Source organism: Corynebacterium sp. TAE3-ERU30, from assembly GCF_019209925.1.
In the GTDB taxonomy this organism is placed as follows: domain Bacteria; phylum Actinomycetota; class Actinomycetes; order Mycobacteriales; family Mycobacteriaceae; genus Corynebacterium; species Corynebacterium megadyptis.
On record NZ_JAHUTO010000001.1, the window covers coordinates 371,627 to 383,909 of the forward strand.

11 protein-coding genes are annotated in these 12,283 nt (G+C 63.4%); 2 read left to right on the top strand and 9 right to left on the bottom strand.

Going from position 1 to position 12,283, the window contains the following annotated elements; genetic code table 11:
- Positions 1-153: 153 nt before the first annotated feature.
- From infB to rimP, 4 genes are all read right to left on the bottom strand, one after another.
- Positions 154-3,084, bottom strand: coding sequence for a translation initiation factor IF-2 (gene infB, locus KR227_RS01655; protein ID WP_218363436.1), 2,931 nt, complete (start codon positions 3,082-3,084; stop codon positions 154-156).
- Positions 3,085-3,222: 138 nt separating this feature from the next.
- Complete coding sequence (locus KR227_RS01660; RefSeq protein WP_218363437.1) at positions 3,223-3,570, bottom strand: YlxR family protein; 348 nt, start codon at positions 3,568-3,570, stop codon at positions 3,223-3,225.
- A 347-nt stretch (positions 3,571-3,917) separates the two neighbouring features.
- Positions 3,918-4,910, bottom strand: a complete 993-nt coding sequence (nusA, locus tag KR227_RS01665; RefSeq protein WP_151528556.1) for a transcription termination factor NusA — start codon at positions 4,908-4,910, stop codon at positions 3,918-3,920.
- Positions 4,907-5,518, bottom strand: coding sequence for a ribosome maturation factor RimP (gene rimP / locus KR227_RS01670; RefSeq protein WP_218363666.1), 612 nt, complete (start codon positions 5,516-5,518; stop codon positions 4,907-4,909). The genes nusA and rimP overlap by 4 nt, the downstream gene beginning before the upstream one ends.
- 40 nt (positions 5,519-5,558) lie before the next feature.
- Between rimP and KR227_RS01675 the strand changes: the two genes are divergently transcribed.
- Positions 5,559-6,449 (top strand): hypothetical protein, encoded by an 891-nt coding sequence (locus KR227_RS01675; protein WP_218363438.1) that lies wholly within the window; start codon positions 5,559-5,561, stop codon positions 6,447-6,449.
- Positions 6,450-6,572: 123 nt separating this feature from the next.
- Here KR227_RS01675 and KR227_RS01680 read toward each other — a convergent pair whose 3' ends face one another.
- From KR227_RS01680 to KR227_RS01695, 4 genes are all read right to left on the bottom strand, one after another.
- Positions 6,573-6,752 (bottom strand): antitoxin, encoded by a 180-nt coding sequence (locus tag KR227_RS01680; protein WP_151528553.1) that lies wholly within the window; start codon positions 6,750-6,752, stop codon positions 6,573-6,575.
- A 186-nt stretch (positions 6,753-6,938) separates the two neighbouring features.
- Positions 6,939-7,739: an LPXTG cell wall anchor domain-containing protein gene (locus KR227_RS01685; RefSeq protein ID WP_218363439.1), complete on the bottom strand. Its 801-nt coding sequence runs from the start codon at positions 7,737-7,739 to the stop codon at positions 6,939-6,941.
- Between the two features lie 205 nt (positions 7,740-7,944).
- Entirely contained in the window at positions 7,945-8,721 is a 777-nt protein-coding gene (gene nagB, locus KR227_RS01690) for a glucosamine-6-phosphate deaminase (RefSeq protein ID WP_218363440.1), read from the bottom strand.
- A gap of 272 nt (positions 8,722-8,993) precedes the next feature.
- A complete protein-coding gene (locus KR227_RS01695; RefSeq protein ID WP_218363441.1) occupies positions 8,994-10,760 on the bottom strand; it encodes a proline--tRNA ligase in 1,767 nt (588 codons plus the stop codon).
- A gap of 32 nt (positions 10,761-10,792) precedes the next feature.
- On the opposite strand from KR227_RS01695, the gene yaaA reads away from it, so the two are divergent.
- A complete protein-coding gene (gene yaaA / locus KR227_RS01700; RefSeq protein ID WP_218363442.1) occupies positions 10,793-11,527 on the top strand; it encodes a peroxide stress protein YaaA in 735 nt (244 codons plus the stop codon).
- Here yaaA and cobA read toward each other — a convergent pair.
- Complete coding sequence (gene cobA / locus KR227_RS01705) at positions 11,524-12,258, bottom strand: uroporphyrinogen-III C-methyltransferase (protein ID WP_218363443.1); 735 nt, start codon at positions 12,256-12,258, stop codon at positions 11,524-11,526. The two genes, yaaA and cobA, sit on opposite strands and share 4 nt — an antisense overlap.
- Between the last annotated feature and the right edge of the window lie 25 nt (positions 12,259-12,283).

Sequence of the window (12,283 nt, forward strand, 5' to 3'; positions counted from 1 at the left end):
CCATGCGATGCGGCGGTGGCGGGAGACCCCGTTATTCTATCGTGCCGCTTGGACACTGTGACGACGAGCGGCGGCACGCCAACAGCCCTGCCACCTCAGAAGGCGACAGGGCTGTGTATGGCACATACTCACCAGCGGCGAGTAGGCGGGGTCTTAGGTGCGGGGCACCTCGACCTCTTCGAATACCTCGATGATGTCATCGACCTGGATGTCCGGATAGGACAGCACCATACCGCACTCGTAACCGGCGGCGACCTCGGTGACATCGTCCTTCTCGCGGCGCAGCGACTCAATAGTGGCCTTGTCGGTCACCACGTTGCCGTCGCGGATCAGGCGCACCTTGGCATTGCGACGCACCTTGCCGGATTCCACCATGCAGCCTGCGATGAGGCCCACGGAGGAAGCCTTGAACAGCTGGCGGATCTCCGCACGACCGACCTCGCGCTCCTCGTAGATCGGCTTGAGCATGCCGCGCAGGGCTGCCTCCACCTCTTCCAGAGCACGGTAGATGACGGTGTAGTAACGGATATCCACGCCTTCGGCGTTGGCTTCCTCGGTGGCCTTGCCTTCGGAACGAACGTTGAAGGCAATGATCACGGCGTTGGAGGCGGCAGCCAGCGAGACGTTGGTCTGGGTGACAGCACCCACACCGCGGTCGATGATCTCCAGCTGGACTTCGTCGTCCACCTCGATCTTCAGCAAGGCGTCTTCCAGAGCCTCCACCGAACCGGCGTTGTCGCCCTTCAGGATCAGGTTGAGGGTGTTGGTTTCCTTCAGCACCGCATCCAGATCCTCGAGGGAGATGCGCTTCTTCGCACGAGCCTGCATGGCATTGCGACGACGGGCGTTACGGCGGTCAGCGATCTGACGTGCCATGCGGTCATCATCGACCACCAGCAGGTTATCGCCGGCACCGGGCACAGAGTTCAGACCCTGCACCTGCACGGGGCGAGACGGACCCGCCTCTTCGACGTCGTTACCGTACTCGTCCACCATGCGGCGCACACGACCATAGGCGTCGCCAGCCACGATGGAATCGCCGACGCGGAGGGTACCGCGCTGCACGATCACGGTAGCCACCGGGCCGCGGCCGCGGTCCAGGTGCGCCTCGATGGCCACACCCTGGGCATCCATGTTCGGGTTCGCGGTGAGCTCCAAGGAGGCGTCTGCGGTGAGCAGCACGGCCTCGAGCAGTCCATCAATATTGGTGGCCTGCTTCGCGGAGATGTCCACGAACATGGTCTCTCCGCCGTAGTCTTCCGGAACCAAACCGTATTCGGTGAGCTGGCCGCGGATCTTCTCCGGGTTTGCGCCCGGCTTATCGATCTTGTTCACGGCAACCACGATCGGCACATCAGCAGCCTTGGCGTGGTTGATGGCCTCCACGGTCTGCGGCATCACGCCGTCATCCGCAGCAACCACCAGGATGGCGATATCGGTGGAGCTAGCACCACGGGCACGCATGGCGGTGAACGCCTCGTGACCCGGGGTATCCAGCAGGGTCACCGTGCGATCCTGGCCCTCAGCCTCAACATCGACCTGGTAGGCGCCGATGCCCTGGGTGATGCCACCGGCCTCACGACGGGCTTCATTGGACTGACGGATGGTGTCCAACAGGCGGGTCTTACCGTGATCGACGTGACCCATGACGGTGACCACAGGCGGGCGCTTCTCCAGCAGAGAGTCATCGCCCTCGTCCTCACCGAACTGCAAGTCGAAGGACTCGAGGAGCTCGCGGTCCTCATCCTCCGGGGAGACGACCTCAACCTTGTAGTTGATCTCCTCGCCCAGCAGCTGCAGGGTCTCATCGGAGACAGAGGCCGTAGCGGTCACGATCTCGCCTAGGTTGAACAATGCCTGCACCAGCGAGGACGCATCGGCACCGATCTTCTCGGCGAAGTCGGACAGCGAGGCACCGCGGGCCAGACGCAGGGTCTTGCCGCCGCCATCGGGCAACCGCACGCCACCAACGACGTTCGGTGCCTTCATTGCCTCGTACTCATTGCGCTTCTGCCGCTTCGACTTGCGGCCCTTGCGCGGTGCGCCACCGGGACGACCGAATGCGCCTGCGGTACCGCCACGACGGCCACCGCGTCCGCGGAAACCACCGGGACCACCGGGGCCGCCGGGGCCACCATGGCCGCCACGGCCACGACCGCCACCGCGGTTACCCGCAGCGGAGCGCGACGGCATCTGGCCGGGGCTCGGGTGGTTCGGCATCATCGCCGGGGTGGGGCGACGACCGCCACCCTGACGCTCCTGACCGCCCTGCTGCTGGCCGCGGGGCTTGCCGCGACCCGGCTTGGCTCCCGGCTTTGCACCGGGCTTGCCGCCGCCCTGGCCCTGACCCTGCTGGCCCTGGCCACCACGGTGTCCACCCGGGCGCGGAGCCGGGTTCGTGCCCGTGGAGAAAGGATTATTGGCTACGCGCGGCGCACGGCCACCCGGCTTCGGGCCGGGCTTGGGGCGCGGACGCGGCTTCGGCATAGCGGAGTCGGCAGCAGGCTTGTGCTGCGCAGCTGCGTCCTCGCCGCCCTTGGTGTCGTTCTGTGCGCCCTGCGCAGCCTGGAAGCTGGGCTTGGGAGCGCCGCTGGCAGCGGGCTTCTCCGCCGCAGCGGGCTTCTCCTCGCCGGGGGTCGGCGCAGGCTTCGCAGCCGGCTTTGCACCGGGCTTGGCGGCAGGCTTTGCGCCGGGCTTCTTGGCGCTTGTCGACGCCGCCGTAGCCGGCTTCGGAGCCTTCTCGGCAGCGGTGTCGGCGGGCTTCTCCGCAGCCTTCTGGCTAGCGCCTGGCTTGGCAGCCGGCTTCGCACCGGGCTTGGCGGCAGGCTTGGCACCGGGCTTTGCGGCGCTTGTCGACGCCGCCGCGGCCGGCTTCGCAGCCTTTTCGGCGGGCTTATCGGCCTCGGCGCCGGAGTCGGCGTTCTGCGCTGCGTAGTGCGCGCGCATCTTCTTAATCACCGGCGGCTCGATTGTCGACGATGCAGTCTTTACAAATTCGCCCTGCTCTTTGAGCGTGGCGAGTAGGTCTTTGCTCTTGATACCGAGCTCTTTCGCGAGCTCATGTACTCGTAGCTTTCCTGGCACTTCTCTCCTCGTGGTTTGTGCAGAGGCGAGCGGCCGGGAAAGTGTTCTTCACTAGGAGGTGAAGTGTGTCTTTCTTAGGGCCTGCTGCCTCTACGGTTGCGTGTGGACGTTCATCGCTGATGCTTCATCGTGTGCTCATCAGTGTTCGAATCTTCCTTCTGTGTCATCCCGCTGCTCACATTGGCTGTGTGGGGATCCATTCGGTTCCCCGAGCGATGCAATGTAGGTGCGAACGGGTTGTGTATCCACCGAAGCGGATACCCGTAGGGCGCGCGCAAAGCTGCGCCGCTTGCAGGCGAGCTCATAGTGAGCCAATGAGGGTTGAATCCACGCCCCTCTCCCCGGCAAGACAGCCGCGGGATCGGCAATGATGCGCGAGGCATCGGCGGGATCAACAACCACGCGCAGCAACTCGGACGCGGGAAACAGGCGACGGCTAGCAATGCACATCCGCTGTGGGGTGTGTGCTGCGTTCGACTGCGTCATCCGGCCCTTTCTTGTGGCTGCTGCGATGGTTAGCTCCTCTGAGCTCTGCTTCTCACGTCCCGTGCGGCGATCCGGTTTTTGGGCACAAAAACCCACCGGCTGTCACCACACGTTTGTGAGCCGAGAACAAGTGTACGCGAAAGCAGCCGAAATGTTTAACAGAACCTTAAAGCGGCCCCACGTTCAGCTGTGGTTGTTCCACATATGCCGCTGAGTTGTGGGGCCCGCAGTGAGCTCGCAGTAGGCCTCGCAGTGGGCTCGCGCCGTTGCTGTGCCGCCGCCGAGCCAGCCGGGCTCAGCGCCCGCTCGGTCGGCAAGCTCGGCGCGACGCTCTCGACACTCGCCCGCTATTCCGCGTCGGAGTGGATGTCGATCTTCCACCCAGTCAGGCGCGCGGCGAGGCGAGCGTTTTGGCCTTCGCGGCCGATGGCCAAGGAGAGCTGATAGTCCGGCACCACGACGCGGGCGATCTGGTTTTCTAGATCGGTGATCTCCACGGAGACCACCTTGGACGGTGCCAGCGCGTTACCCACATAGTGCTGGGGGTCTTCCGAGTAATCGATGATGTCGATCTTTTCCCCGCCCAGTGCCTTCATGATGTTGTTCACGCGCTGGCCGCGCGGACCGATGCAGGCGCCCTTGGCGTTGAGCCCCTTCACGGTGCCACGCACCGCCACCTTGGAGCGGTGGCCTGCCTCGCGGGCGATGCTGACGATCTCCACGGCGCCGTCCTCGACCTCGGGGATCTCCAGCTCGAAGAGCTTACGCACCAGCTCAGGGTGGGTCCGCGAGAGGTTGATCTGCACGGCACGCGGCCCCTTGGACACGCCCACCACAAAGCTTTTGACGCGATCGCCGTGCTTGAGGTTTTCGCCCGGGATTTGCTCGGCGGGGATGAGGATACCGTCGTGGCCATCGGCCTCGGTGCCCAGCTGCACCACCACGATGCCCTTTTCATTGGCGCGCGCATCGGCCTGCACCACACCGGAGATGACGGTGCCCTCGAAGCGGGTGTATTCGTCAAAGACGCGGTTGGCCTCTGCCTCGCGCAGCCGCGCCACAATGGCATTGCGCACGGCCAGGGCGGCGGTGCGGTTGAAGTTCGCGGGGGTGTCGTCGCGTTCGGACAGGACGGTGCCGTCCTCGTCACGTTCAGTGAGGATCACTGCTACCTTGCCGCTTGCAGTATCGATGTCCACCCGAGCCTGTGTGGACTCGTCCATGGGATAATTCTGCCGGTAGGTTTCGAGCAGAGCGTCGGCAATCGTCGACAGCAATTCCGAAACCGCAATTCCCTTGTCCTTTTCGATGGCGCTGAGCGCCTGGACATCAATGTTCACTTGTGATCCTCTCGCCACTGCAGGGCATCTTCATACGACATATCGGCAAGTTCCGCCTCGGCAACAGGAGCCTTGGCGAACTCAATTTCTACCACCGCGCGATCAATATCGCCCAATCCTAGCGCGTGCACCTCAAGCTCACCTGCTTTCTTGCCGGCCTTTTTCGCCTGCTTCGCGGAGAGCTTAGAGATCACGATCACCGAGTCCTGCTCTGCCGACAGCGCGCCCACGCGCCCCCGCAGCTGCACATCACCCTGGGTGATGCTGATCAGTCGCCCGCGGTTGCGGTGCCAGTGGCGCGGCGTCGTCAAGGGCCGATCCACTCCTGGGGTGGACACCTCGAGGGTGTATTCCTGGGCGCCGAAGGACATCTCCCCTGCCTCCTCGGCCGCGTCGAAGGCCGCAGAAAACTCGCCTGCGGCGACCTCCACCGCCTCGAGGCTGGGCACCTCGGCCTCCATGCCGGCGCTGTCGGCGGCATCCACAATGATTGCGATCACGGACTTGGCGCCAGCGCGGTTAATCTTGATCTCCTCCACAGCCATCCCGTGGGCGTGGGCTACTGGAGAAATAAGTGAGTGAAGTGCATCTTTAGAGGGAAAAGCCATGCTCGCAAGCATACAGGTATGCTTCTTAGCCATGAATCCTATGAGCCGCAGGCAGTTTCTTCTCGCTACCTCAGCCCTGTGGGCTGGGGCGACACTGGCCTCGTGCGCCCCGTATCGCTCTGTTGATCAGGGTCTTAAGGAGCTCGCTATCGGGGCGGAGGCTGATGCGGAGGCACAACCGCCGATCGCCGAGATGCGCCATACTCACGCCAGCATGCTCGTGGAGGAAAATAACCGCCGCTGCGGCATCGACGAGCAGGGGTCCTCGCCCGAGCGCTGCTCTGTGGAGGCGCTGGATGCGGATGCGATTGCAGAACGTGCCGCCACGGTCTCTGCCGAGCTGTCCACGGCCTTGGCTGATTCCGCCCGTGCCACGTTCGACGCGGTGTCCACGATCGAATCCGACTCGTGGATAGTCCTCGCCAGCATCTATGCCGATCTGGGCACTCGGCTCTACGAGGAGGATCCGGACAAGGCGAAGGATATGCTGCGGCTCGACGCCATCGCGGCCGAGGATGTGGCGTTGAGTAAACAAGAAAAGTCGGCCCTGCTGGAGATGATCGCCTTCCACGAGGCTGCGATCTATGGCCTCGGCACGGCGGAGGCGTTTGCCGATAATCAGCAACACGCCCAGCTTTTTGCAGATCTGGGCACCGATCACCGGATGATTGCGGTGGCGCTCACGCAGATCGCGGCCGCCAATGGTCTCCAGCCCGACACTGCCCCGACGAGTTATCAGATGGAGGGTTATGAGCAGATGAGCGATGCCGCCAGCGCCGATATTTTTGTGCGCCAGCTCTGCGATAATGCCCGCGGGATGTGGGATCATTTCCTGCTTGAGGCCTCGCATTCCACTGCCGCGCAGTGCGCCGCGCAGGCCATTGGCCAGGTGTCCGTGCACTCTCATCGGGCGGCCGGGATCGGCATCTAGGCCAAGGTTTATCGACGCCTCCCCCACCCTTGATCCCCGCGGTTGCCAGCACAACTGTGGGCAGATACACGACAGCCACCATCCTGCATCACTGCGGGATGGTGGCTGTCGGGCGCTGAGGGTTTAGTTCTCACCCTCGGTGGAGCCCTCGAACTTCTTGTCGATGGCGTCGCGGGCCTTGTCTACCTTGTCGGAGTGCTCGTTGCCGAGCTTATCCTTGGCCACCTGCTCGCCCTTGTCGAGAACGTCCTTGCGCTTGTCGTCGTCGCTCAGGAATTCCTTTGCCTTATCCATGATTCCCATGAAGTTTCACACCTTTCGATTGTTGTGATTTGTGTTTACTCGGATAATGCTAACGAATCTCGGGTGCGGGCGTGTAACTGGCCCCGCGCTCAGTCGTGCCCTGAGAACGTCACGCGGCCACGACGCCCCACTGCTGAGAGCGCGGGGCGGCGTGGCCAGTGGTGAAACGAGTTGGCGGAATAGCCCTTAGGAAGCGCGGCGGCGCAGTGCTACCAAGCCGGCGCCGGCGGCGGCGATGACGAGGCCGCCGAGCGTTACCATGCCGACATTGGCACCGGTGTTGGCCAGGGCCGGGCCGGAGTGGGACTCATGGTTGTGATGACCGTGCTGATCCTTGTGGTTGTGCTCGTTCATCGGAGCCGGAGTGGCCGAGGACTCGTCCATGTGCGAGTGACCATCGTGCATATCACCCTTGCCATCCTTATCGGCCGCATCGCCGTGGTCGTGGCCTTCAGCGTCTTCGTGGTCGCCGTGCTCGGCATCGTCCTTACCATTGGCATCGTCCTGGCCTTCAGCGTCTTCGTGGTCGCCGTGCTCGGCATCGTCCTTACCATTGGCATCGTCCTGGCCTTCAGCGTCTTCGTGGTCGCCGTGCTCGGCATCGTCCTTACCATTGGCATCGCCCTGGCCTTCAGCGTCTTCGTGGTCGCCGTGCTCGGCATCGCCCTTACCATTGGCATCGCCCTGGTCTTCAGCATCGTCGCTCGCGTCATTGCTACCTGCGGCGTCGTCGGTGCTGTCGGAGTTGTCGCCTTCCTCAGCAGCGCTGCCGTTATCATCTCCCTCGTACTCGCCGCCGGTGGCAGGCTGGTTAGTGCTATCGGAGGAGGACGAGGAGGACTCGCTAGAGGTCGACTGGTCAGCGTCGCCTTCTTCGGCGGCGGCGATACCGCCGGAGAGCATCAGGCCCGAGGCGGCGAAGGCTGCCATGCCGACACGCAGGCTACGGCCGACGGTGGTGCTGCGAGAGAGGGAATTCAGAGACATAAATAGCGTCTTTCTTATCGACGTAGCTGGCGGTCTCGGGAGGTAGATCGAGTGCACGCTACGGGGTTGGGTGGAGACAATGGGTTCAGCATGTGAGCGGTACCGATAGAGCACCGCTCCAGTGCAGAAACTCCTAGTGTGCAATGTTAGTTTCGCTACCGAACCTACACAAGGGCATTGGCCCCCAAACAGGGGTCAATACGTACTAGTTGGTGCGGGCGCGACGCTGCTTCTCGGCCGCGATATAAAACTCGCGATCGTCGAGCTGTGCCGCGGCCTCGCTATCGACGATGACGGTGCAGTTCGGGTGGAACTGCAAAATGCTGGCGGGGCAGTGCGCCGTCACGGGCCCCTCCACCATCGCGGCCACTGCCTCTGCCTTGGAGGCGCCGGTCGCAAGCAGCACCGGATGCTGGGCGGCACGGATCGTGGCCAGGCCTTGGGTGATGGCCTCCACGGGGACCTCCTCTTCGGAGGAGAAGAAGCGGGCATTATCGCGCACCGTCTGCGGATGCAGGATCACGCGGTGGGTCGGAGAGTCGAAGGCGGAGCCGGGCTCATTAAAGCCAATGTGCCCGTCCGAGCCGATGCCCAGCAGCTGCAATTGCACCTCGCCAGCACGCACTGCAGCCTCATAGCGGGCAGCTTCCTCCGCGATGGACTCGGCTTGACCATTGGGGCTAAAGACGCGGGAATCATCGATGTCCACGTGCTCGGCAAATTCTCGCCGGATGGTGCGGTAGTAGCTATTTTCGTCAGAGCGATCGATACCGATGTATTCATCGAGCATGTAGACACTCACATCGGCAAAGCTGATCTCGCCCGCCTGGTGGCGAGCAATGAGCTCCTTGTAGGTGGCAATAGGGGTCGAGCCGGTGGCCAGCCCGATGGAAACCTTCCCCTTGCCCTGCACGGTGTCGGCAATCATGTCGGCAGCGATAGTGGCAACCTCAGCAGGGGACTCGGTGATAATTACGCGCATAGCGTCCCTTTCTTATCTACGCGCGCCGGCATCCTCAGTCCTCATCCGCGGTAGCAGTCACCACGAATAGGATGGCCGCGGCGCGCGGCCTCACTGTGTGCTGAGGATCTCCGCTCCCCTGCCCCACTTGTGCCTGCGGGCACCGCCCGCGACAGCGATATGAATAGATCAAGGGTGGCATGGGAAGAGATCCCATGCCACCCACATTACACACTCATCAGACGTCGTATCTACGCCGGAGGCCGTCTGATTTTCTCGCGGCCTCCTGCCCTCTAACGACGCCCCTGCGTGACCAGCTCGACGAGGTGATCAACCACTTCGTCCACGGCGATGTTCTCGGCCTCGCCACCGCGCGGGCGCACCTCGATGGTGCCCTCCTTGTAGCCACGACCCACCACGGCCATGAAGGGCATACCCAACAGCTCGGCGTCCTTAAACTTCACGCCAGCGCCAATCTTGGGACGGTCATCGAAGAGCACGTCGATCCCTCGGGTCGACAGCTCCTCGGCGAGCTTCTCCGCCGCTTCTGCCGCCTCGGCATCCTTGTTGGCGATCACCACATGCACCTCGTACGGGGCCACAGACACCGGCCATTTCAGGCCCTTCTCGTCGTGTGTCTGCTCGGCGATCACGGCAAGCAGGCGGGACACGCCCACGCCATAGGAGCCCATCGTGGGCACCGCGCGCTTGCCATTCTCATCCAAAATCTGCACATCGAACGCCTCGGTGTATTTGCGGCCCAGCTGGAAGATGTGCCCGATCTCGATACCGCGCTCGAGGGTGAGCACACCCATTCCCTCCGGCGCGGGGTCGCCCTCGCGTACCTCGGCTGCCTCCACATAGGCATCCACCTCGAAATCACGGCCCACTGTCATGTTCACGCTGTGGTGGCCCTCCACATCGCCACCGGTGATCCATGAGGTGCCGCGCACGACGCGCGGATCGGCGTACACGCTCAGTTCATGCTCGTTGAGCGCGCGCGGGCCCACATAGCCCTTCACCAAAAACTGGTTGTGCGCAAAGTCCTTGTCCTCGGCGAGCTCCACCTCGGCAGGCTCGAAGCTGGCGGCCAGGCGACCCATGTCCACCTCGCGGTCGCCAGGCAGGACCACGCCCGCGAGGCGGGGTTTCTCGGCGCCGGGGTCCGTCACGCGCACCACGATGCACTTGAGGGTATCGCTGGCCTCCACCGCACGGCCCTCAATAGTGACGCCCTGTGTATTCGCCCACTCCACGAGCGCGGAGATGGTGGTGGCACCAGGGGTCTCGTGATCCTCGGCGGCGGGGGCTGCCGCGGGATCGCGTTCCTCGCCGGCCGGGGTCACCACGGCCTCGACATTGGCGGCATAGTCACCTTCGGTGGCGCAGACAAAGGTGTCCTCGCCGGTGGGGCTAATAGCAAGGAACTCCTCGGAGGCCGAGCCGCCCATCGCGCCGGAGGTCGCAGCACAAATCACATACTCCACGCCCAGGCGGTCGAAAATGTTTTGATACGCCTGGCGGTGCAGCTGATAGGACTCCTCAAGCCCAGCATCATCCATGTTGAAGGAGTAGGAATCCTTCATAATGAACTCGCGCCCGCGCAGGATACCGGCGCGGGGACGCTCCTCATCGCGATACTTGGTCTGCACCTGATAAAGGATGACGGGGAAATCCTTATAGGAGCTGTACATGTCCTTGACCGTGAGGGTGAACATCTCCTCGTGGGTCGGCCCGAGCAGCATGTCCGCGCCCTTGCGGTCCTTCAAGCGGAAGACATTATCGCCGTATTCGGTCCACCGGTTGGACTGCTCATAGGGCCCGCGAGGCAGCAGGCCGGGGAAGCGCAGCTCTTGAGCGCCGATGGCGTTCATCTCCTCGCGCACAACCTTTTCGATCTTGTCCAGCGCGCGCACTCCGAGCGGCAGCATGGAGTAGATGCCCGGCGCATTGCGTCGGAGGTATCCGGCGCGCACCAAAAGCTTGTGGCTGGGGACTTCAGCGTCGGCGGGATCATCGCGCAACGTGCGCAAAAAGAGCTGAGACAAGCGTGTAATCATGGTGCCCGATCTTACTAGCTACACTCAGGGGCGTGCTCATTGTGCTCCCACCCTCTGAAACCAAGTCCTTTGGCGGCGATGGCGCGCCGCTGTCGCTCGACTCCCTCGGCTTCCCCGAACTGACTCCCCTGCGCCAGCAGATTATCGATGATCTGCGCGCTCTTGACACTGCGGAGGCACGCGAGGCGCTGAAGTTGAAAAACAACTTTGATGAGGAGTTCGCCGCTAATCAGCAGCTGTGGACCTCCCCCACCACCCCGGCGCTGAGTCGCTACACGGGGGTGCTTTTCGACGCCCTCTCCCCGGCTACTCTCCCCCAACCCCGGTGGAGCCGACTGGCTGTGGGCTCAGCGCTCTTTGGCGTCGTGCGGGGACAGGATCCCATCCCCCATTACCGGCTGTCTGCGAGCACGAAGGTGCCGCGCCAGGAGGATCCCGCCGCCGCTGCACCAACGATGAAAAAGCGCTGGGGTGCAGCCATCACTGAGGCCCTGGCCGGTGTGGAGGGCCTGGTGCTGGACTTCCGCTCGGGGGCGTATCAGAATCTTGGCCCGCTCTCCTCTGCGGCCACCGTGCGCGTGGAAACCACCGCGGGCAAGGTTGTGAGCCACTTCAATAAGCACTACAAGGGCGAACTGGCCCGCGTGCTCTGCCTGCACGATGCGGAGCCGGACACCCTCGATGAGGTCATCGAGATCGCCCAGGGCGCTGGTCTTTCTATCAGTCTCAGCAGCCCGACGCAGCTCACCCTCGTGGTGGATCGCTAGGCGTTCGGCAGGGTGAGTCCTGCCACCTCGCCGATCACCAGCACTGCGGGCGGGGCAATGCCCTCCTCGCGGATGGAGGCGCCCAACGTCGCGAGCGTGCAGCGCAGCACTTTTTGCTCAGCGGTGGTGCCTTCTTGAATCACGGCTGCGGGGGTCTCGGGGCTGCGGCCATCGGCCATCAATCGCTCTGCGATGGCCCCGGAGTTTTTCACGCCCATAATCACCACGAGGGTGCCGCCGGTGTGCGCCAGTGCTGTCCAATCGTTAAGCGAGTTGGGGTTATCGGGGGCGAGATGCCCCGAAATCACGGTGAAGGAATGCACCATCCCGCGCTGGGTCACGGGGATATCGGCGGCGGCTGGAACAGCGATGGCGCTGGTTACTCCCGGAACGACGGTGCACGCGATGCCGGCCTCGGCACAGGCCTGTGCCTCTTCGAAACCACGGCCAAATACGTAGGGGTCGCCGCCTTTGAGCCGCGCCACCTTCTTCCCGGCGCGGGCGTGGGTCACCAGCAGCTCATTGGTTTTTTCTTGGGCCACCTGCCGGCCATAGGGCAGCTTCGAGACGTCGATGATCTCTTTGGTCGAGACATCGCAGAGTTTGTCTAATTCGGCGCTCGGGCCGAGGTGATCGGTGAGGATCACATCGGCCTCTTGCAGGGCATGCATGCCGCGCACCGTAATCAGATCCCACGCTCCGGGTCCGCCACCAATAAGAGTCACTGTCATGAATTGTGAGTGTAGTGGCCTTGGT